At 73.6% G+C, this 21,533-nt stretch carries 11 protein-coding genes and 1 riboswitch; of the genes, 6 read left to right on the top strand and 5 right to left on the bottom strand.

Features of this window, described 5'->3' with window-relative positions; all coding sequences use genetic code 11:
• Window positions 1-147: 147 nt before the first annotated feature.
• The 3 genes from ACQPZG_RS31075 to ACQPZG_RS31065 all read right to left on the bottom strand — a co-directional run bounded on the left by ACQPZG_RS31075 (window position 148) and on the right by ACQPZG_RS31065 (window position 3,562).
• Complete coding sequence (locus ACQPZG_RS31075) at window positions 148-630, bottom strand: nucleoside deaminase (RefSeq protein ID WP_433549617.1); 483 nt, start codon at window positions 628-630, stop codon at window positions 148-150.
• A gap of 517 nt (window positions 631-1,147) precedes the next feature.
• Window positions 1,148-2,275 (bottom strand): amidinotransferase, encoded by a 1,128-nt coding sequence (locus ACQPZG_RS31070; RefSeq protein ID WP_433549011.1) that lies wholly within the window; start codon window positions 2,273-2,275, stop codon window positions 1,148-1,150.
• 222 nt (window positions 2,276-2,497) lie between these two features.
• Window positions 2,498-3,562, bottom strand: coding sequence for a PucR family transcriptional regulator (locus tag ACQPZG_RS31065; RefSeq protein WP_433549010.1), 1,065 nt, complete (start codon window positions 3,560-3,562; stop codon window positions 2,498-2,500).
• A 181-nt stretch (window positions 3,563-3,743) separates the two neighbouring features.
• Between ACQPZG_RS31065 and ACQPZG_RS31060 the strand changes: the two genes are divergently transcribed.
• The 4 genes from ACQPZG_RS31060 to ACQPZG_RS31045 all read left to right on the top strand — a co-directional run bounded on the left by ACQPZG_RS31060 (window position 3,744) and on the right by ACQPZG_RS31045 (window position 12,554).
• Window positions 3,744-4,349, top strand: coding sequence for a hypothetical protein (locus ACQPZG_RS31060; RefSeq protein ID WP_433549009.1), 606 nt, complete (start codon window positions 3,744-3,746; stop codon window positions 4,347-4,349).
• A gap of 66 nt (window positions 4,350-4,415) precedes the next feature.
• Entirely contained in the window at window positions 4,416-6,527 is a 2,112-nt protein-coding gene (locus ACQPZG_RS31055; protein WP_433549008.1) for a flotillin family protein, read from the top strand.
• 124 nt (window positions 6,528-6,651) lie between these two features.
• Entirely contained in the window at window positions 6,652-11,691 is a 5,040-nt protein-coding gene (locus ACQPZG_RS31050; RefSeq protein ID WP_433549007.1) for a DNA repair ATPase, read from the top strand.
• A gap of 8 nt (window positions 11,692-11,699) precedes the next feature.
• Entirely contained in the window at window positions 11,700-12,554 is an 855-nt protein-coding gene (locus tag ACQPZG_RS31045) for an alpha/beta fold hydrolase (RefSeq protein ID WP_433549006.1), read from the top strand.
• A 119-nt stretch (window positions 12,555-12,673) separates the two neighbouring features.
• Here ACQPZG_RS31045 and ACQPZG_RS31040 read toward each other — a convergent pair whose 3' ends face one another.
• On the bottom strand, window positions 12,674-14,665 hold the full coding sequence (locus ACQPZG_RS31040) for an NAD-binding protein (RefSeq protein WP_433549005.1): 1,992 nt from the start codon (window positions 14,663-14,665) through the stop codon (window positions 12,674-12,676).
• Between the two features lie 273 nt (window positions 14,666-14,938).
• On the opposite strand from ACQPZG_RS31040, the gene ACQPZG_RS31035 reads away from it, so the two are divergent.
• Entirely contained in the window at window positions 14,939-16,177 is a 1,239-nt protein-coding gene (locus ACQPZG_RS31035; RefSeq protein WP_433549004.1) for a cation:proton antiporter, read from the top strand.
• 107 nt (window positions 16,178-16,284) lie between these two features.
• Here ACQPZG_RS31035 and cobN read toward each other — a convergent pair whose 3' ends face one another.
• The gene (gene cobN, locus ACQPZG_RS31030; protein WP_433549003.1) at window positions 16,285-19,884 is read right to left on the bottom strand and encodes a cobaltochelatase subunit CobN; all 3,600 of its coding nucleotides are present in this window, start codon (window positions 19,882-19,884) and stop codon (window positions 16,285-16,287) included.
• A gap of 91 nt (window positions 19,885-19,975) precedes the next feature.
• A riboswitch (cobalamin riboswitch) is annotated at window positions 19,976-20,050 on the bottom strand.
• A gap of 114 nt (window positions 20,051-20,164) precedes the next feature.
• Between cobN and cobG the strand changes: the two genes are divergently transcribed.
• A complete protein-coding gene (gene cobG / locus ACQPZG_RS31025) occupies window positions 20,165-21,520 on the top strand; it encodes a precorrin-3B synthase (protein ID WP_433549002.1) in 1,356 nt (451 codons plus the stop codon).
• Window positions 21,521-21,533 lie beyond the last annotated feature (13 nt).

Here is a 21,533-nt window from a genome sequence, read left to right as displayed (position 1 = left end):
CCGCCGGGGACGACCCGGGGGCGTCGGAAGTCTAGTCCCGGACGGCGTGCGGGCACGGGAGTTCGGCGCACGCGCCACGCACAGCGGCCGGGTCGGGGGCATGGAGCCCGCGACCCGGCCGGAAAAGCTGTGGTGGTGCCGGCCGGTTCAGTAGTCGATGCGGTCGGACTTCGCGAGCCACGCGTCGAAGGGCGCGGTCCGGTTCGGTACCTGCAACTGCTCGACCGGCATCGGCCACATCGAGGCCGGGGTCTTCTCGAACAGGTCGTAGAACTTGCGGTCGTCGAATCCGGCCGCCGCTGCGTCGTCGCGGTCGGCGGCGAAGACGATCCGGTCGACCCGCGCCCACAGCGCCGAGGAGAGACACATCGGGCAGGGCTCGCACGAGGTGACCAGGACGCACCCTTCCAGCGAGAAGCTGTTGAGCACCTTGCAGGCGGCACGCATGGCGCTCACTTCGGCGTGGGCCGTCGGGTCCAGGGTCGCGGTGACCTGGTTGTTGCCGATCGCCACCACTTCGCCGTCCTTGGCGATCAGCGCGCCGAACGGGCCGCCACCGTTGCGCACACTGTCGGTGGCCCGTGCGATCGCTTCGTCCAGCCAGGCCTGCTCGGTCACCCGGACACTCATTTCCTCGGTGTGCGTGGACACAATTGCTCCTTCTGGGGTCATCGCGGCGCAACGCCCGCGATGTGCTCGGTGGCGACGGGGGTGCGGGTGAGGTCCGGACCCGTCGCGTCGCGGAGGGCGCTGACGCTCGCGGGGGAAGTCCGGCGGGTCATCAGGGGGCCTCCACTGGCTGTGTGCCCGGCGGCCGACGTCCGACACCCCCGACCCGTGCCTCCGGGGTTCGCGCCCGGACGGCGGGTCGGTGTGGGTGCACGGCAGTCGTCCCCGTTCTTTTCGGCTCTTGTGAGGAGTACACAGGCAACCGGGCACGGAGGGTTAGGGGTGGAAGGCATGAACACATCCGCAGGTCGGGGCCGCCTCTTTGTAGAGTCCTACAAGGGGCGGCCCCGGGTGCGGCCTGCGAAGGGCCCGCGGGACGCCCGGCTGCCGGGCGAGGTGGCGGCCGTCCGCGGGGACGCCGGCACCGGTCGGACGAACCGCCGACGGTGCCGGGCGGGCCGGTCGCCGGAGCGCGTGCTCACCGGTCGACGTACGACTCCAGCGCACCGCGCCGGCGGACGTCGAGGGTGGCGCAGTGGAAGGAACCGCCGAAGGGCGCGTAGTGCAGCAGGTCGCACGGGATCGGTTCGAATCCCCACTTCTCCAGGGCGCGCAGCATGCCGGTGTGGTGCCGTTCGGCGATCACGCGCTTCTCGTCGACCATGAGGATGTTCATGTTGAGCCACTTGCCGCACATGGACGTGAGCTTGAGCAGGGGGTCGCGGATCGGTTCGGGCTCGGGGGCGACCAGTACGTCCCAGGAGCCGAGCACGTCGGGCAGCCGGTCCGGGTCGATGTAGTCGGGGTTGATCAGGACCTTGCCCGGGGCGAGCAGGAGGAACGTGGTGTCGATGTGCATGGGCGTACGGCACCGGCTCTCGATCTCGTGGATGCGGTAGCCGCTGCCGAGGTGGCGGCGCAGCCACTCGATGCCCATGCGGTTGGTGACGTTGCTGCGCGTGACGAACAGGTCGCGTCCCGCGCGGACGAAGTCCGCGGCGTCGAAGACCGGCTCGAACTCGGTCAGGATGTACCGCATGGGCTCGCCCGGATGCGGGATGCGGAAGTCCGGGTCGAAGAGTTCCTCGGTGAGCTGTGGCTTGGGCGCCGCCGTCCAGCGGGCGCCGCGCCGGAAGTAGTCCTTGAGGATCGTGCGGTAGGAGTGCGTCTCGAAGTACCGGCACGGCCAGGCCATCGGGGTCTCGATGATCTCGTCGCCGACGACGAGCATGCTGTCCCGCGGGCAGGTGTTGCAGAACCCGCGCGACGACCAGTCGGGGGTGGCGAAGTGCTTCTTGTGCGCGACGGCGTCCGGGCGCCTGACGGTGACGTCGAGGGATTCCAGGAGGGAGACGAACCCGTCGAGTTCCTCCTGCGCCCGGTCCACCAGGACGCGCGGGTACTTGAAACCGGCGGCCAGCCCCTGGAAGCGCGCCGCCCACGGGGGGACGTTGCAGGACACCACGGGGTGGCGGGAGGGCATCGTCGCGCCGTCGAGACGTCCCACGACGATTTCTTCCAGCGGGTCCCACTCGTTGTGCGAATTGACCGGCGCGTCGAGAGGCACGCTGTCTCCGGTCGGGCGTTCCGCGGGAGCTGCCGTCACGGGGACACCACCGTCTTCGTACGTGCGTTCCGCGTCGCCGCCGTCAGGTCCGTGAGCGTGCGAGGTCTCTGCACCGCCGTCATCTCCACCTCTTCCGCATGCGAAAGTACGCGTCGCACCATCGTAACCAGATCACTACCAGGCGTGAACACGACAGCGGGCGCCCCGCGGCGGGACGCACGGGACGCAGACCGTCGGGGCGCACGCGCGGCGGCGGGCCGGTCACAGGGGCTGTTCGGGCCAGCCGAGCAGGCGAGCTCCCACCACCGCGGTCTGCAGGGTGTAGCGGTGGACGGGGTCGCCGGGGTCGGATCCGGTCAGCTTGTGGATGCGCTCCAGGCGGTAGGTCATCGCGCGCACGCTCAGCGAGAGGCGGCGGGCGGCTTCGGCGGCCACGCAGCCCGTGTCGAAGTACGCGGTGAGGGTGTCCAGGAGCGGCTGCGCGCCGCCGCGTGCCAGTTGGAGGGGGCCGAGCACGCTGCGCACGAGATCGCTCATGGCCTGCCTGTCCCGGGTGAGCACCGGATAGACGAGCAGGTCGGCGGCGTGCAGTACCGGCCCTTCCAGGTCCATGCGGGCAGCCAGGTCGAGCGCGTTGAGGGCCTCTTCGTAGGAGTGGACGACGCCACCCGCTCCGGGGTGGGGGCGGCCGACCGCGACCCGGCCGCCGTCGGTGGCGGCGTGCGCCTGCTTGGCGAAGTGGGTCAGGACGTCGGACTGGTCGCCGGGGGCGATGCAGATGAGGCGGCCGTCCTTGGTGGTGAGGAGGATGCGGCGGTCGCCGAAGCGGGTGACGAGGGACTGTTCGACCCTGCGGGTGACCGGGTGGCCGTCCTCGTACGGATCGTCCCCCTGCGCGACGGCGACGGCGTGGGCGTGCGAGAGCAGCAGTCCGAAGCGTTCGGCTCGGGCGGCGAGACGGCCGAGGTCGCTCCGGCCGTAGAGCAGGTCGTCGATGAACTCCCGTCGCGCCGCCTCCTCCTGACGCACCGCCAGATGCTGTGCCCGTTCGTGCCCTTCGGCGAAGGCGTCCACGGCTTCCTCGACGGCGGCGAGGAGATGGCCCGCTTCCGCAGTCGTCATGCGGGTGCGGACGTCCCGCGCGGTGCGGAGGTGGGCGCGGACCAGGGCGCGCAGTCCGACGCCCGCCTCCGCGGCCTGCTCGCCGCCCTGGCGCAGCGATTCGCGTTCCTGCCGGGTGAGCTTGCGTCCGGTGGCACAGGCGTCGGTGAGGATCTGGGCGTACCCGTCCAGATGTTGCTCCTCGGAGTTCTGCGGGTTCGTCACTGTTCTCGTCCTCACTTCTCGGCCCTCGCCGCGAGTGGCGGGCCGAGGGCAACCGGCATCAAGGAATCATAAAGATTGCCGGAGGACGGCAATGCACGTGGGTAGCTCCTCGCGTCACGATGTGGGCGAAGGACCGACAGGGGGACAATCCCTGCCGGTGAACGGAAGCCGGGGGCGTGTGATGGGCGAATTCATGACTGCGGCCGCCGGCTTTCCCACGCTGCTGTTCACCGCGGCTCTCGTCGTGGTCGTCGGGTTCTGGCTGCTGGTGCTGTGCGGGGCCGTCGCCCACGACAGCTTCGACGGCGAACTGGACGCCGGGGCGCTCGGGTTGGGCGGGGTGCCCGTGACGGTGGCGATGTCGCTGCTGGTGGCGTCGGCGTGGTTCCTGGGGCTGAGCGGTTCGGTCCTGCTCGGCCGGTCCGGGATCGCGGGGGCCGGGCTGCACCTGCTGAACATCGTCGTCCTGCTGGTCGCCCTCGGCGTCTCGTGGCTGCTGACCCGGCTGCTTCTCGGGCAGCTGCGCCGGCTCTTCCCCGACGAACCCGGGCCGTCCCGGCAGGACTTCGTCGGGCTGACCTGCACCATCCGCACGGGTCGGGTGGACGCGCGGTTCGGCCAGGCGGAGGTGGCCGCCCGGGACGGCTCGACCGCCGTCGTCCAGGTACGGCAGTACGGCGCCGGGGAACTCGGCCTCGGCAGCACGGGGCTGCTCTACGCCTACGACGAGGACGGCGAGTACTTCTGGGTCTCGCCGTACGACGCGGAGCTGTCGCCCCGCGGCTGACACGGCCCGTTCCGCCCGTGTCCCACCCGCTCTTCCCACCCACCTCACATTTCGGGGGACCTCCTCATGGATGCCATCACTGTGGGCGCCGTCGTGCTCGGCGCCGTCGTCCTGCTCGTGGCCGTAGGGCTGTTGCTGGTCCTGACCCGGCTCTTCCGCAAGGTGGAGCAGGGCAAGGCGCTGATCGTCTCGAAGATGCGCAAGGTCGACGTGACCTTCACCGGACAGGTCGTGCTGCCCGTGCTGCACAAGGCCGAGGTGATGGACATCTCGGTGAAGACCATCGACATCACCCGCACCGGCCGGGACGGGCTGATCTGCAAGGACAACATCCGCGCCGACATCCGGATCTCCTTCTTCGTACGGGTCAACAAGACGGTCGAGGACGTCATCAAGGTCGCCCAGGCCATCGGCGCCGACCGGGCCAGCGACAAGGAGACCATCCAGGAACTCTTCAACGCGAAGTTCTCCGAGGCGCTCAAGACCGTCGGCAAGCAGCTCGACTTCACCGACCTCTACACCAAGCGCGACGAGCTGCGCGACCGCATCATCCAGGTCATCGGCACGGACCTGAACGGTTACAGCCTGGAGGACGCGGCGATCGACTACCTGGAGCAGACGCCGCTGAACCAGCTGGACTCGCACAACATCCTCGACGCGCAGGGCATCCGCAAGATCACCGAGCTGACGTCGGTGGAGCGGGTGCGGACGAACGAGTACCAGCGGCACGAGGAGAAGGAACTGACCCGCCAGAACGTGGACGCCCGCGAGGCCATCCTGGAGCTGGAGCGCCGGCAGACGGACGCCGAGAGCAAGCAGCGCCGCGAGGTGGAGACCGTACGGGCGCGGGAGGAGGCGGAGACCGCCCGGGTGGTGGAGGAGGAGCGGCTGCGGGCGCAGAGCGCGTTCCTCAGGACCGAGGAGCAGCTCGGGGTGCAGCGCGAGAACCAGGCGCGCGAGGTGGCCGTCGCGCAGAAGAACCGCGAGCGGGTCATCGCCATCGAGACCGAGCGGATCGAGAAGGACCGGATGCTGGAGGTCATCGCCCGCGAGCGGGAGACCCAGCTGACGCGGATCTCCGCCGACAAGGAGGTGGAGGCCGAGAAGCGGGACATCGCCGAGGTCGTCCGGGAGCGGGTGGCGGTGGACCGCACGGTCGCCGAGCAGGAGGAGTCGATCCTGCGGCTGCGGGCCGTCGAGGCGGCCGAACGCGACCGGCAGACGCTCGTCATCGCGGCCGAGGCCATCGCGCAGGAAAACCTGGTCAAGGACATCAAGGCGGCGGAGGCCGCCGAGCAGGCCGCGGTGCACCGGGCGTCCGAGGAACTGACCCTGGCCGAGGCCCGGTTGAAGACCGCAGACCTCGACGCGCAGGCCAAGCTGCGGCTCGCCGAGGGCGTGGAGGCGGAAGCCGCCGCGGCCGGCCTGGCCGAGGTGCGGGTACGGGACGCGGAGGCGACCGTCACGGAGAAGGCGGGCCGCGCGGAGGCCGGTGCCACCCAGGCGCGGCTGTCGGCGGAAGCCGCCGGGGCGCGCGCGATGGCCGAGGCGGAGGCAGCCGCGATCGGCGGCAGGCTGAAGGCCGAGGCGGAGGGCCTCACCGAGAAGGCGGCGGCGATGGCCGCCCTGGACGAGGCGTCCCGCACCCACGAGGAGTTCCGGCTGCGGCTGGAGGCCGACAAGGCCGTCCGGCTGGCGGGTCTCGACGTCCAGCGTCAGGTCGCGGAGGCGCAGGCGACGGTGCTGGCCACCGGGCTGGAGAGCGCGGACATCAGCATCGTGGGCGGTGAGTCCGTGTTCTTCGACCGGCTGATGTCGTCGATCTCGATGGGCCGGAGTCTGGACGGCTTCGTGCAGAACTCGCAGACGGCGCAGGCGCTGGCCGCACCCTGGCTGGACGGCACGGGGTCCTTCACCGAGGACCTGACGCGGGTGCTGGGGTCGGTGAGCACGGGGGACGTGCAGAACCTGACGGTGTCGGCGCTGCTGATGAAGCTGATGTCGGCAGGCGGGGGCACCCTGCCGTCCGGACAGCTCGAACAACTCCTGGCCACGGCACGGGAGCTGGGCCTGGCGGACATGCCGGTGACGGAACTGGGCGCGGTGACGCCGCCGAAGGCTTCGGACACCGCGCCCCGGCGCCCCGCGAGCGGCCTCAACGGGGCAGCGGCGCTCTAGACGGGGCGGGCCGGCGGGAGGCGGGGCGACAGCGGAAGGCCCGCCCGCCCCGGCCCCCGCCCGCGCAACACCCCCCGCACACCGCACCCACCACGCAGACCACGCACCCCCGGAGGCACCAGCGATGACCCAGGCCACGACGGCGGCAGACCGGGGCGACCTGCGGGACGGCACGGACGCGGACGGCCGCGCAGCGGGCCGCATCGCCACGGACAACCCTCCGGCGGACGGCTCCCCCGGCATGGACCGTGGCACCTACGAAGTCCTCCGCGACCGCCTCGCGGCCCAGGCGCGGGAACTGGCCCGCCGGGCGGAGGCCCTCAACGCCGCCCGCATCGCCGAGTTCGGCTCCACCGACCTCACCCTCACCGGCACCGACCGGCTGCGCACCGGGGCGGTGTGCACCCCCCGCGACGTCGTCGCCGTCGGCGACGTGCTCCTCCTCGGCTTCAACCGGTCCGGCCCGCCCGGCCCGCAGGTACCGGTCGACGACGTCTTCGCCCTGTACGACCGCACCCTCGCCCCGCTTCCCCACGATGCCGTCCCCGGTCTGCTCGACGACCCCGCGTTCGCCGCGGAGTTCGCCGCCCTGCACCGCTACTACCAGGGCGCACGCCTGCTGCAACTGCGCCACGTGGAGGGCACGTTGCTGGCGGTCTTCCAGACCGGGGAGAAGGCCGCGGACATCCGGGTGCTGCGCTGGTCCCTCTCCCCCGCGGGCGAGGTCCGGTTCCTGGACGCGCGCGGCGAACGCGATCACGTCTTCCCGCCGTCGCACGACGTCACCTGGGTCCCGGCGACCCGTGAGGACCAGGTGCTCGGCCGGCACCCGCACCTGTCCCTCGACGGCGGCAGCGTGTTCCTGTCCACCGTCGGCGGTTGCCTCACCGTCAAGACCGACGACGACACCGAGACTCCCGACGGCATCCACTCCGAGCCCGTCGACGAGCCGCTCCAGGCCCTCGCCGACGCCGACGTCGCATACGCCAGGGTCGGCGCGCTCCTGCTGCTGCGGGTCCGCCCGTACAAGGAGGAGACCACCCGTTACCTCGTCTTCCACTCCCTGCTGGGCACCGTCGTGCGGCTCGACGGCATCGGGCAGTCCTGCCGTCGGCTCCCCGACGACCAGGGGATCGTCTTCCCCGGCGGCTACTGCCTGGCCTCCGGCACGGTGAAGGCGTTCGACGCGGACACCGCGGAGCTGGAATTCGAGCGGGCGGTGCGCTCCCCGAACGGCGAGGACGTGCTGTTCGCCTTCCACGCCCGTGCGGCCGGGCGCACCCTGCTCCTCCCGTACCACCTCGTCCGCAAGCAGGTCTCGACCCCGCTCACCTGCGACGGGTACGCGCGCTTCGCCGACGGCACGCTCCTGACCCTGCGCGCCGGGGAGCCCGGCCGCGTCCATCAGGTGCAGCGGTGGCGCAGCCCGTACGTGTCGGACCTGTACGCGGCGACCGCGCCCACCGGATCCGGGCCGCTCGCCCGGATCGGCAACCCCGATCTGGTCCGGGGCGTGTCGGAGTGTCTGTCCGTCGCCGAGCAGGCCCGCAGCACCACTCCGACGGGCGAGATGTACGAGGCGCTGGTCGCCGCCTGCCGCCGGGCCGCCGACCGGTTCCACTGGCTCGGCGACGAGGAGGCCCAGGATCTGCGCACCCCGCTGGAGGGGGTGCGGGCCACCGCCGTACAGGTGCTGGAGGAGTTCGGGACCGTCACCGCACTGATGCGGCAGGCACGCGAGGCTCTCGACACGTCGGCCGCCCACCTCACCAGGCTGGTACGGCAGTCGCGTGGCGAGGCGCCCGCGTCCGCCGAGCAGTGGGTGGCCCGGATCACCGGGCTGCGGCAGGCGCAGGGGCGCCTGGTGACGCTGAAGGAGATGCGGTACGCGGACAGCGCCCGCATCGACACGCTCGCCGGGGAGGCCGGCGCGGAGCTGGCGTCGGCGGGGCAGCGCGCCGTGGCCTTCCTCCGCCGGGACGGGGCGTTCGCCGGGTACCACGCCCAGGTGGAACGGCTGAGCACCGACGGCGAGGCGATCGGCACGGTGGCCGAGGCCGGCGACGTCGCCGCGCGGCTGGACGAGCAGGCGCAGGGGCTGCGGGCGCTGACCGAGGTCGTCGCCGGTCTCGACATCGCGGACGCGACGGTGCGCACCGTCGTCCTGGAGCGCATCGCCGAGGTGCTGGGCGGGGTCAACCGGGCCCGCGCCGGGCTGGAGAACCGTCGGCGCGCGCTGCGCGACCGGGAGGGCCGGGCGGAGTTCGCGGCCGAGTTCGCGCTGCTGGGCCAGTCGGTGGCCGGGGCGCTCGCCGCGGCCGGCACACCGGAGGACTGCGACGCCCAGTTGGCGTCGCTCATGCTCCAGTGGGAGAACCTCGAAGCGCGTTTCGCCGATCACGAGGACTTCCTCGCCGAGATCGAACGGCAGCGCGGCGAGGTGTACGACACCTTCCACGCCCGTAGGCAGACGCTCCAGGACGCCCGCGCCCGCCGTGCCGCGCAGCTCGCCGCGTCCGCCGGGCGGGCGCTGGAGGCGCTGGTCCGGCGGGCCGCGGGGCTGGACTCCGTCGACGCGGTGCACACCTGCTTCGCCTCCGACCCAATGGCCGCGAAGGTGCGCCGGGCCGTCGAGGAGCTGCGCGAAGCCGGTGACCCGGTACGGGCCGACGAGTTGGAGGGGCGGCTCAAGGCGGCCCGTCAGGAGGCGGGCCGGGCGCTGCGCGACCGCAGGGAGCTGTACGCGGACGGCGGCGACACCCTGCGGCTGGGCCGCCACCGCTTCGCTGTCTCCACCCGCGCCCCGGAACTCACCCTGGTGCCGCACGGCGACGGCGCCCTGGCCTTCGCCCTGACCGGGACCGACTACCGCTCCCCCGTCACCGACCCCGCGTTCGCGGCCACCGGCGCCCACTGGGACCAGTCGCTGGTGTCGGAGTCGGGCCGGGTGTACCGGTCGGAGTACCTGGCGGCCCGTCTGCTGAGCGAGCACGGCGCGCGGAGACTCGCCGAGGAGGAGGACCTGCCCGCACTGGTGCGCCGGAGCGCCGAGGCCGCGTACGACGAAGGGTACGAGCGGGGCGTCCACGACCACGACGCGACGGAGATCCTCCGTACGGTCCTGCGTCTGCGCGAGGGCGCGGGCCTGCTGGGCCACCGCGCCGTCGCGCGCGCGAAGGCCCAGCTGTTCTGGGCGCACGGGGCCCCGAGCGCCGCGCGGGAGACCTGGGCCCGCCAGGCACGCTCCCTGGTACGGGCCAGGGACGTCTTCGGCGGCTCGCCCGCCCTGGACGCGCTGCGTGACGAACTCGCTCTCGCGATGCGGGACTTCGCGCTGCGCGACGCCCCAGCCGGCACTCCCCCGCGCCCCGGGCGGGACGAGGCGGGCGCCGCCGCGTACCTCGTGGAGGAGCTGGCCACCGGGCCCTCCTTCGCGGTCGGTGCGTCCGCGCGCACGCTGCTCGACGCGTTCCGCCGCACGGTCGGTTCGTGTCCTTACGAGGAGGACGTGCGCGCGCATCTGGAGGCCGGGCAGCTCGCCCCCGCGCAGCGGCTCGTGGAGGGCTGGCTGACGTCCTACGCCGCCGCCTCCGGCGAGGAGGCCGACCCCGGCGACCTCGCCGAGGCCGTCGCCGTCGAGCTGTGTCCGGGGCTGCCCCGGCAGGAGATCGGCGCCCCGCTCACCGCCACCGTCACCGGCCTCCTCGGCGACCATCCGCGCATCGACCGCCGGACCCGCTCGCTCTCCGTACGCCTCGACGAGTTCCTGGGCAGGACCGCGGAGTTCGCCGAGTGCACCGTGCCCGGGTTCCGGGCGTACCAGAAGCTGCGGGCCGCTCTGGTGGCCGCCGAGCGGGAGCGGCTGCGGCTGGCGGAGTTCCGGCCCCGGGTGATGTCGGCGTTCGTACGCAACCGGCTCGTCGACGAGGTGTACCTCCCGCTGATCGGGGACAACCTCGCCAAGCAGATCGGCGCGGCCGGCGACGCCCGGCGCACGGACAGCAGCGGTCTGCTGCTGCTCCTGTCGCCGCCCGGCTACGGCAAGACGACACTGATGGAGTACGTGGCGGAGCGGCTCGGCATGCTGCTGGTGAAGGTCGACGGGCCCGCGCTGGGGCACTCCGTCACCTCGCTCGATCCGGCCGAGGCGCCGAACGCGACCGCCCGCCAGGAGGTCGAGAAGATCGCGTTCGCGCTGGCGGCCGGGAACAACACGCTCCTCTACCTGGACGACATTCAGCACAGCTCGCCCGAGCTGCTCCAGAAGTTCATCCCGCTGTGCGACGCGACCCGCACCCTCGACGGCCACGACCTGCGCGGCAAGCGTTTCGCCGTGTGCATGGCCGGCAACCCGTACACGGAGTCGGGGCAGCGTTTCCGCATCCCCGACATGCTCGCCAACCGGGCGGACGTGTGGAACCTGGGCGACGTGCTGACGGGCAGGGAGGACGCGTTCGCCGCCAGCTTCGTGGAGAACGCGCTCACCTCGCATCCGGTGCTCGCCCCGCTGGCCGGACGCGACCGCGCGGACCTGGACCTGCTGGTGCGGCTCGCCGAGGGCGATCCGACCGCGCGCGCCGACCGGCTGGTCCACCCGTACGCGCCCGCCGAGCTGGGCCGCGTCCTCGCCGTGCTGCGCCACCTGCTGAGCGCACGCGCCACCGTGCTCGCCGTGAACGGGGCGTACATCGCCTCGGCCGCGCAGGCGGACGCCTCGCGTACCGAGCCGCCGTTCCTGCTCCAGGGCTCGTACCGCAACCTGAACAAGATCGTGCAGCGGATCAGCCCCGTCATGAACGACGCCGAGCTGGCCGCGGTCGTGGACGACCACTACACGGGCGAGGCCCAGACCCTCACCACCGGCGCCGAGGCCAACCTGCTCAAGCTCGCCGCCCTGCGCGGCACCCTCACCGCCGAACAGGCGGCCCGCTGGTCGCAGATCACCACGTCGTACGTACGGCGCCAGGCGCTCGGCGGGGCGGACGAGGACGGGCCGGGGCGGGCGGTGGCCGCCCTGGGCCTGCTGGCCGACCGGATCGCGGCCGTGGAATCGGCCATCGTACGGTCGGCCGGCCCGGACCGCCGTGCGGGCCCGCCGACGGGGCGGCAGGACTCCTGCGGGGTACGGTGCACACCGACGACCAAGGCGGAGGACCTGAGGTGACGCGACCCGTGCCCGGGGACGCATGCGCCACGCGGGTGGCGGAGTTGGCGTCGGGACCCGTCGAGTACCGGCTGGACCGGCGGAACGGTCCGGCTGCCGTCGTCCTGTTGCACGGCGGGCATCTGCGGGCCGGTCTCCCGTGCGGCGAGGAGGTGTTCGCCGCGGCCGGCTGCACCGTGCTGGCGCCCTCCCGGCCGGGCTACGGGCGTACGCCGGTGTCGACCGGCACCTCCCCCGCGGGGTTCGCCGGCGCGGTGTCCGAACTCTGCGCGCACCTGGGCATCCGGAGGGTCGACGCCGTGGCCGGGGTGTCGGCGGGCGGGCCCACCGCTGTGGCGCTGGCCGCGCTGCACCCCGCTCTCGTGCGGAAGGTGCTGCTGCTCAGTGCGGTCGGACCGCTGCCGTGGCCGTCGCCGGGCACCCGGCTCGGCGCCCGGCTTCTCTTCGCTCCCGCCACCGAGGCATACTGCTGGTCCGGTGTGGGGGGGCTGCTGCGGCGTGCGCCCGACGCGGGGCTGCGGACGATGCTGCGGAGCCTGACGACGCTGCCGGTGCGGGAAGCGCTGGCGGAGCTGTCGGCACAGGAGCGGTCGGAGCTGGTCGCGCTGTTCTGCCGGATGCGGTCGGGGCGGGGCTTCGGCAACGATCTGCGGGCGGGCCCCGACCTGACGTCCCGGGTGACGCAGCCCGCCCTGGTCGTGGCCTCGCGGCGGGACGGGTCCGTGCCGTACGCGCACGCGACGACGCTGGCGGCACGGCTGCGCGGGGCCCAGCTGTGGGAGAGCCCGGCGGGGAGCCACCTCGTGTGGTGCGGGGCCGGGCGCGAGGAGCTGGCGGAGCGGATCGGGGCGTTCCTCCGCTGAGCGTCGGCGGGGCCGGGACCGGGCCCGGCCGGCCACGGCCCCGGTCCCGGCCCGGGGAGGGCGCCCCGCCCGGCCGTGGGCACTGCCGGAGCCGCTCGGCCCGGCACGGGAGGGGCGTCTCAGCCGGTCCCCGACGGCCTGGTCGCGCTGCGGACGAGGAGTTCCGCGAGACCGCCCCGGGTGGTGGCCAGCAGGACGCGGTCCTCGGGGCGCAGCACGTAACCGGGGTGCAGGTCCCAGACCAGGCCGGGCGGCGGGGGCGCGCCGTCGGCGTCCTCGTGGGCGTTCGGGGAGGCGAGGTCGGGGGCGCGGTCGGGGGCGTCGGTGGGGTCCAGGGCCAGGACCCGCCAGGCCCCGGCGCGGAACGCCTCGGCGACCGTACGGCCTTCGAGGAGGGGATGGCCGGCCACGTCCAGCGCGGCGAACAGCAGTACCCGGCGCTCGACCGGAATCGCGCCCAGCACCTGGCGGCCCATCATCGCCCCGGCGAACGCGGGGGCGGCGAGGGTGGAGACGCTGCGGCTGCGGGTGAGGGCTCCCGGGTGTGCCGCACGCAGGGTGCGGAAGACGGCGGTGGCGAAGTCGTCGTCGTACAGCCGCAGGGCCACCCGCAGGTCGGGCTTGACCGACCGGGCGTACAGGGCGGCTTCCAGGTTGGTGGTGTCGACGCTGGTCAGGGCGAGGAAGGCGTGGGCGCGGTGCACCTTGGCGGCTTCGAGCACGCCTTCGTCGGTGACGTCGCCAAGCACCACGGGCACCCGGTGCCGCCGGGCCAGGGCGAGGCCCCGGGCGAGCGGGTCGGACTCCACGCACACCACGGGGATGTCCAGTTCGCGGAGCCTGGCCAGTACCCGGGTGCCGACCTTGCCGAGGCCCAGCAGGACGACGTGGCCGGACAGTCCACGCGGCGGGCGGCGCAGCTGGGACGCGCTGCGGAAGGTGCCGAACGCTTCGAGGATGCCCGCCACCAGCAGCGGGAGCAGCAGCAGACCGGCGAAGCCGGAGAGGATCTGCAGGATCTGACGGCCCGCCGACTCCTCCACGGCGGGGTCGTTGATGGAGAAGACGTCGAGCAGGATCAGGTACGCGGCGTGCAGGGGGTGGTCGGCGGTGATCCGCCAGGCGGCGAGGGACAGTGCGAGCACTGCGGCCACCGCGCCGAACAGGGACCAGCGGAAACGGCGTGAGAAGAGTTCGCCGAGCGGCACGCCCCGGCTGGTCGCGCGGCGGCGCAGCCGGGAGGCGGGCGCCGGGGAGGCGTGGGTGATCGCTTCGAGCACGATGGTGCCCCGCCCGGTCGCGGCGGCCACCGCCCGTTCGTCGGGCAGGAGTTGGGGGGCATCGCCGCCGCTGCGGTCGGAGCCCTCCGCGCCGGCCGGGTCCTGGGTGGTGGAGGAGAGCAGGGCGAGGGTGCACAGCCCGGGGTCGGCGACGCGGCCGGGCCCCGGCGGGGTGCGTTCCACGGCCCGCAGCAGCAGCCCGGCCGCGTGGACGATCTTGCTGGTGCCCGCCACGGCGGTCGCGGCCAGTGCCGGGGCCGCGGTGTCGGCGTCGGAGAGTACGGTCGTGGAGGCGTCGAGGGCTGCCCGGTCCAGATCGGGGGCGGCGACGGCGGCGGCCTGGTCGAGGAGTTCCTCCAGGTGCTGGCCGAGTTTGCGGTTGTAGAGCCGGATCACCAGGCGCAGCCGGGGGTTGAGGCGGCGGGCGACGAGCGCGGCCCCGATGTTGCGTTCGTCGTCGTCGTAGACGAGGGCGAGCGCGGTGGACTCCGCGATCCCGGCGGCTTGCAGTGCCCCGTCGTCCGGTTCGGCCGCTTCCAGGACCCGCAGGTCCGCGGCGTACGGGCGGCCGGACGGCGGGGCGGTGGCCCGTGCGTTCCTGGTGACCGCGGAGGACATCCGGCCGACGAGTGCGGAGACCGTTCCCGGGCCGCCGGAGCCCGGGGCCGCCGTCCCGCGGCCCGCCGGAACGACCAGCGTGACGTGTTCGGCGTACACCTCGCGCAGTTCGGCGGCCAGTCGCCCGGCGAGGGCGTCGTCCCCGCAGACGATCATCTGTCCGGTGTGCGGCCGGTCCGGCGTGCGGCCGCGCGGCTGGTGGGGCAAGGACATGGAACGGTGACAACTCCCCCTGGTCGAACGGTTTTCGCGGCCCTGTCGGCGCGCGGGGCCGGACTGATCCTGCCGCCGCCCGGCTCTGCGGTCCAGCCGGGGCCACGGGGCGTCGGCGGTCGGCGTTCACCGACGTGCGGTGAACTGCGGGGAAGCGTGCGTCGCCAGGGGCCCGCCGGGTCCGCGTAAGGGCCGTGTAAGGTTCCCTGCGGTGTGCCGGGAAGCCTGGTCAGCGACGGGGACAAGTCTCTTTATCGACAGGGGAATTCAGACATGCTGCTCGTGGCCGTCTTCGGAGTCGCGCTCCTCGTGGCGGTGCTGTTGTCGGGTCTGGCGGCCCGGACGGTGCTGTCCACCTCCCTGCTCTTCCTGGCGGGCGGCGCCCTGGTCAGTGACGGCTTCCTCGGCCTGATCCACATCACGCCGGACAGCCCGATCGTGTCGGTCACCGCCGACCTGGCGCTGTTCGCGGTGCTGTTCACCGACGGCATGCACGTGTCCGTGCCCAAGCTGCGGGAGAACTGGAAGAACCCGGCCCGCGCGCTGGGTCTGGGCATGCCGCTCGCCTTCATCGGGATGGCGCTGGTGACGCACTACCTGGTCGGCCTGGACTGGACGACGTCGTTCCTGGTGGGTGCGGTGCTGGCGCCCACGGACCCGGTGTTCGCGTCCGCGATCGTGGGCCGCAAGGAAGTCCCCGCGAAACTACGCCAGTTGCTGAACGTGGAGAGCGGCATCAACGACGGACTGGCCCTGCCCGTCGTCCTGGTCTTCATCGCCGCGGCGGGGGCGACGTCGGGCAGCGCGGAGTCGTCCCCGGGGGCGATCGCTCTGGAGCTGCTGCTCGGGCTGGTCTTCGGCGTGGTGCTGCCCCTGCTCGTGAGTCTCCTCGTACGGCTTCCGCTGCTGGGAGCCGAGCCCAAGCTGCAGCCGCTGCTGCCGCTGGCCATCGGCGTCATCCTGTACGGCCTGTGCCACCTCACCCACGCCAATCCCTACCTCGCGGCCTTCTCCGCGGGCGCGGTCCTCGCCACCGTCTCCCCCGAGGCGAAGTCGGCGTTCGAGCCGCTCGGCGAGTCGCTGGCCGAGCTGGCGAAGTTCGCCGCGCTGCTCGTCTTCGGCGCGCTGCTCACCCCGCAGCTCTTCGGCGACCTGTCCTTCGGCGGCTACGTGGCGGTCGTGCTCGCGATCGTGCTCATCCGGCCCGCCTCGATGCTGCTGTCGCTGATCGGCACCCGCTTCGACCGCCGGGAGAGGCTGGTGGCGGCGTGGTTCGGCCCGAAGGGCTTCGCCTCGGTGGTGTACGGACTGCTGGTCCTCCAGGCCGGGATCCCGCAGGGCGAGGAGGCGTACACGCTGATCGCCGTCTGCATCGCGGTGTCGATCATCGCGCACAGCAGCACGGACGTGCCGATCGCCCGGCTCTTCGACGTGGAGGACCTGACCGGCATCCCCGACGGGGACGACGCTCCGGCGAAGCACGGCGCGCCCGACGGGGACAGGACCGCGTAGCCGCCCCGCGCCTGCCGCGCGGAAGGACGGGACCCGCCCCGAAGACGGTGTCCGGGACCCGGCGGGGGCGGGGCGGGCCCCTGCGCAGGGGCCCGCCCCGCCCCCGCTCAGTCCTCGCCCTCCAGGTCGCCCTCGGTCTCCAGGTACGCCTGCCGCAGCGCGTCCAGGACGGCCGGGTCGGGCTTGGCCCACATGCCGCGCGACTCGGCCTCCAGCAGGCGCTCGGCGATGCCGTGCAGCGCCCAGGGGTTGGCCTCCTTCAGGAACTCGCGGTTCACCGGGTCCAGGACGTACGTCTCGGTGAGCTTGTCGTACATCCAGTCGGCGACGACGCCGGTCGTCGCGTCGTACCCGAAGAGGTAGTCGACGGTGGCGGCGAGTTCGAAGGCGCCCTTGTAGCCGTGGCGGCGCATCGCCTCGATCCACTTGGGGTTGACGACGCGGGCCCGGAAGACGCGGGAGGTCTCCTCGACGAGGGTGCGGGTGCGGACCGTCTCGGGCCGGGTCGAGTCGCCGATGTACGCCTCGGGGGCCTTGCCCTTGAGCGCGCGGACGGTGGCGACCATGCCGCCGTGGTACTGGAAGTAGTCGTCCGAGTCGGCGATGTCGTGCTCGCGGGTGTCGGTGTTCTTGGCCGCGACCTCGATGCGCTTGTACGCCGTCTCCATCTCCTCGCGGGCCGGGCGGCCGTCGAGTTCGCGGCCGTAGGCGTAGCCGCCCCAGACCGTGTAGACCTCGGCGAGGTCGGCGTCGGTGCGCCAGTCGCGGGAGTCGATGAGCTGGAGCAGGCCCGCGCCGTAGGTTCCCGGGCGGGAGCCGAAGATGCGGGTGGTGGCGCGGCGTTCGTCGCCGTGCTCGGCGAGGTCGGCCTGCGTGTGGGCCCGCACGTAGTTGATGTCGTCGGGCTCCTCCAGGGAGGCGGCGAGGCGCACCGCGTCGTCGAGGAGGCCGATGGTGTGCGGGAACGCGTCGCGGAAGAAGCCCGAGATGCGCAGGGTGACGTCGACGCGGGGACGGCCGAGTTCGGCGGTCGGGATCGCTTCGAGCCCGGTGACCCGGCGGGACGCGTCGTCCCAGACCGGGCGCACGCCGAGCAGGGCGAAGGCTTCGGCGATGTCGTCGCCGGCCGTGCGCATCGCGCTCGTGCCCCACAGGGAGAGGCCGACGGAGGTGGGCCATTCGCCGTTGTCGTTGCGGTAGCGCTCCAGGAGGGAGTCCGCGAGGGCCTGTCCGGTCTCCCAGGCGAGCTTGGAGGGGACGGCCTTGGGGTCGACGGAGTAGAAGTTGCGGCCGGTCGGCAGGACGTTGACCAGGCCGCGCAGCGGCGAGCCGGAGGGGCCCGCCGGAACGAATCCGCCGTTCAGCGCGTGGACGGCGTGGGTGAGTTCGTCGGTGGTGGCGGCCAGCCGCGGGACGACCTCGTGGGCGGCGAAGGCGAGGATGTCCGCGACGGACTGCGGGTGGCCGGCGGCGACGTCCGCGACGGCGGCCGGGTCCCAGTCCGCGTCCTCCATCGCCTGGACGAGGGTGCGGGCCTGCTCCTCGATCTCGTCGGCCGCGGTGCGCTGCGCCGCCGACTCGTCGAGTCCGAGGGCTTCGCGCAGGCCGGGCAGGGAGGCGGTGCCGCCCCAGATCTGGCGGGCGCGCAGGATCGCGAGGACCAGGTTGACCCGGGCGGCTCCGGCCGGCGCGCCACCGAGGACGTGCAGGCCGTCGCGGATCTGGACGTCCTTGATCTCGCAGAGCCAGCCGTCGAGATGCATGATGAAGTCGTCGAAGCCCTCGTCCTCGGGGCGGTTGTCGATGCCGAGGTCGTGGTCGAGCTTCGCGGCCTGGATGAGGGTCCAGATCTGGGCACGGATCGCCGGGAGCTTCGCCGGGTCCATGGAGGCGATCTGGGCGTGCTCGTCGAGGAGTTGTTCCAGCCGGGCGATGTCGCCGTAGCTGTCGGCGCGGGCCATCGGCGGCACCAGGTGGTCGACGAGGGTGGCGTGCACGCGGCGCTTGGCCTGGGTGCCCTCGCCGGGGTCGTTGACCAGGAACGGGTAGATCAGCGGGAGGTCGCCGAGGGCGGCGTCGGGGCCGCAGGCCGCGGACAGGCCCGCGTTCTTGCCGGGCAGCCACTCCAGGTTGCCGTGCTTGCCGAGGTGGACCATCGCGTCGGCGCCGAAGCCGTTGTCGTCGGCGCGGGCGGCGATCCAGCGGTAGGCGGCCAGGTAGTGGTGGGACGGCGGCAGATCGGGGTCGTGGTAGATCGCGATCGGGTTCTCGCCGAAGCCGCGCGGCGGCTGGATGAGGACGAGCAGGTTGCCGAAGCGCAGGGCGGCGAGGACGATGTCGCCGTCCGGGTTGGCGGAGCGGTCGACGAACATCTCGCCGGGCGCCGGGCCCCAGTGCTGCTCGACGGACTCGCGCAGTTCGGCCGGCAGGGTGGCGAACCAGCGCCGGTAGTCGGCGGCCGGTATGCGGACCGGGTTGCGGGCCAGCTGCTCCTCGGTGAGCCACTCCTGGTCGTGGCCGCCGGCGTCGATGAGGGCGTAGATCAGCTCGTCGCCGTCGCCGGAGACGAGGCCGGGGATCTCCTCGGTGCCGAAGTCGTACCCCTCCTCCTTCAGACGGCGGAGCAGGGCGACGGCGCTGGCGGGGGTGTCGAGGCCGACCGCGTTGCCGATGCGGGAGTGCTTGGTGGGGTAGGCGGAGAGGACGAGCGCGAGGCGCTTGTCGGCGTTGGGGATGTGCCGCAGCCGGGCGTGGCGCACGGCGATGCCGGCGACGCGGGCGGCGCGCTCGGTGTCGGCGACGTACGCGGGCAGGCCGTCCTCGTCGATCTCCTTGAAGGAGAACGGGACGGTGATCAGACGGCCGTCGAACTCCGGCACGGCGATCTGGCTGGCGGCGTCCAGCGGGGAGACACCCTCGTCGTTGTCCTCCCAGTCGCTCCGCGAACCGGTGAGGCAGAGTGCCTGGAGAATCGGCACGTCGAGGTGGGTGAGGGCGCCCGCGTCCCAGGACTCGTCGTCGCCGCCGGCCGAGGCCTCGGCGGGGCGGGTGCCGCCCGCGGCCAGGACGGTGGTGACGATGGCGTCGGCGGCCCGCAGCGCGTCGATGAGTTCGGGCTCGGGGGCACGCAGGGACGCGACGTACAGCGGCAGCGGGCGGGCCCCCGCGGTTTCGATCTCGCCGCACAGGGCGTCGATGAACGCGGTGTTGCCGCTCATGTGGTGGGCGCGGTAGTAGAGCACCGCGACGGTCGGGCCGTCGACGTCCTGCCGGGCGGTGCGCTCCAGCGGGCCCCAGGAGGGGGCGGGGGCGGGCGAATCGAAGCCGTGGCCGGTGAGGAGCACGGTGTCGGAGAGGAAGCGGGCGAGCTGCTCCAGGTTGGCGGGGCCGCCGTGCGCCAGGTAGGCGTGCGCCTCGGCGGCGATGCCGACGGGGACGGTCGAGGCGGCCATCAGCTGGGCGTCGGGGGCCTGTTCACCGGTGAGCACGACGACGGGGCGGCCGGTGGCGAGGACCTGGTCGAGGCCCTCCTGCCAGGCGCGGACACCGCCGAGGAGGCGTACGACGACGAGGTCGACGCCCTCCAGGAGCTCAGGGAGGTCCGCCAGGGCGAGCCGGGAGGGGTTGGCGTAGCGGTAACCGACCGGGCCGTCGGAGGAGCGGGCGCTGAGCAGGTCGGTGTCGGACGTCGACAGGAGCAGGATCATGCGGCGTCGTGCCTTCCTCGGGGTGTCCACGCCCCGGGCGGTGTTCGGAGGGACTCCCCTGCCCGACCGGGGTCGGGTGGCACGGGGAAGGGAGTTCCTGGCTCACCCGGCCGGTGGGCCGGGCTCACAGTGGCGGGACCGCGCCGGATTCGCACCGGGCTTCCTCCCCTGTCGCCGTCGGTGGCGACGGCGGGCCGTACAGCCCGCCACCAGGCATATTAGAGCCCCGGGTCAAGAGGTCCCCACCTGGTCGTCGCGCGGGGGCCGCTTCGTGGTCGGTATGCTCGCCGCCATGCCCCGACCAGCCACTTCGCCGCCGCCTGCCGCAGAGGGTCCGCCCCGGTCCTGCGGGAGCCCCCTGCGGACCCGTGGTGACGCGTGCCCGGGGTCCCTGCGGCTGCACGGCGCGGACGACGGGGCGCTGGCCCGGGTGCGACTGCCGGGCGGCCGGCTGACCGCGGGTCAGGCCGACGTCCTCGGGGAGCTGGCCGGGCGGCTGGGCGATGGTGACATTCACCTCACTTCCCGCGGCAACGCGCAACTGCGTGCCCTGGCCGCCGACTGCGGCGGCGAACTGGCCCGCTCGCTCGGCGAGTCGGGGCTGCTGCCGTCCGAACGCCACGAGCGGGTGCGCAACGTCGTGGCGTCCCCGCTGTCCGGGCTCGACGGGCTGGGGCGGGCCGACGTCGGCCCGTGGCTGACGGAACTCGACGCGCTGCTGTGCGCCAGTGAGCGGGCCGTGGAGCTGTCCGGCCGGTTCCTGTTCGCGCTGGACGACGGCCGGGGGGACGTGTCCTCGCTGGGCGCGGACGTGACGCTGGAGGCGCGGGGCGACGGGGGTGCGCTGCTGCGGGTCGGCGGGGCCGGGGACGCGGTACAGGTGCCCGGTACGCAGGCGGCGCGGGCGGCGCTGGTGGCCGCGGAAACGTTCCTCGACCGGGCGCGGGACGCGGGCGTGTGGCGGGTGTCCGAACTGCCGGGCGGCCCCGGCCCGCTCCTCGCGGAGGCGGTGCGGGCGTGCGGCGCGGCAGGCGTCGACGCCACCCGCACCGACGGACCGCGTTCCGTGCCGGGGGCCGCGCCGCCGCGGCCCGGGGTGGTGACGGGCCGCGACCGCTCCCGCGCGGCACTGTCGGTCGGGGTGCCCCTGGGCCGCGCCACCGCCGCGCAGTGGCGTCTGCTCGCGGAGACCGCGCGCGAGCAGGGCGACGGCACGCTCCGGCTCACCCCGTGGCGCGGCGTCGTCGTCCCCGGCCTCGCCCCCCGGCGGGCCGCCGGTGCGCTGGACGCGCTGGCCGCCGCCGGACTGATCACCGGCCCCGACTCCCCCTGGAGCGGCGTCGGCGCCTGCATCGGCCGGCCCGGCTGCGCGAAGTCGCTGTCCGACGTGCGCGCCCTGGCGGGGGCCGCCGTGGGTCCCCGGGGTGCGCTTCCTGTCTACTGGTCCGGGTGCGCGCGGCGGTGCGGGCATCCGCACGGCGACCGGGTCGACGTCGTCGCCACGGCGCAGGGGCACGAGGTCTCCGTCGTACGGGGCGGCACGCGCGCCGCCCCGGTCACCGTTCCCGGCGGTGACGCCTGCGACCCGTCCGCCCTGTCCGCCGCGGTGGCCGCCGCACGCGCCGCCCGCGACTGACACCGTTTCACCC

Source organism: Streptomyces sp. CA-294286, assembly GCF_050947155.1.
GTDB lineage: Bacteria > Actinomycetota > Actinomycetes > Streptomycetales > Streptomycetaceae > Streptomyces.
Note: the sequence above shows the minus strand (reverse complement) of the source record. Positions and strands in the feature narration are given on the sequence as shown.

What these genes read in the sequence shown, in the direction of transcription:
- ACQPZG_RS31050 (WP_433549007.1), top strand. Translation starts at nt 6,652, where the DNA reads ATGACCCAGGCCACGACGGCGGCAGACCGGGGCGACCTGCGGGACGGC.
- ACQPZG_RS31055 (WP_433549008.1), top strand. Translation starts at nt 4,416, where the DNA reads ATGGATGCCATCACTGTGGGCGCCGTCGTGCTCGGCGCCGTCGTCCTG.
- ACQPZG_RS31040 (WP_433549005.1), bottom strand. Translation starts at nt 14,665, where the DNA reads ATGTCCTTGCCCCACCAGCCGCGCGGCCGCACGCCGGACCGGCCGCAC.
- ACQPZG_RS31075 (WP_433549617.1), bottom strand. Translation starts at nt 630, where the DNA reads ATGAGTGTCCGGGTGACCGAGCAGGCCTGGCTGGACGAAGCGATCGCA.
- cobG (WP_433549002.1), top strand. Translation starts at nt 20,165, where the DNA reads ATGCTCGCCGCCATGCCCCGACCAGCCACTTCGCCGCCGCCTGCCGCA.
- ACQPZG_RS31035 (WP_433549004.1), top strand. Translation starts at nt 14,939, where the DNA reads ATGCTGCTCGTGGCCGTCTTCGGAGTCGCGCTCCTCGTGGCGGTGCTG.
- cobN (WP_433549003.1), bottom strand. Translation starts at nt 19,884, where the DNA reads ATGATCCTGCTCCTGTCGACGTCCGACACCGACCTGCTCAGCGCCCGC.
- ACQPZG_RS31060 (WP_433549009.1), top strand. Translation starts at nt 3,744, where the DNA reads ATGGGCGAATTCATGACTGCGGCCGCCGGCTTTCCCACGCTGCTGTTC.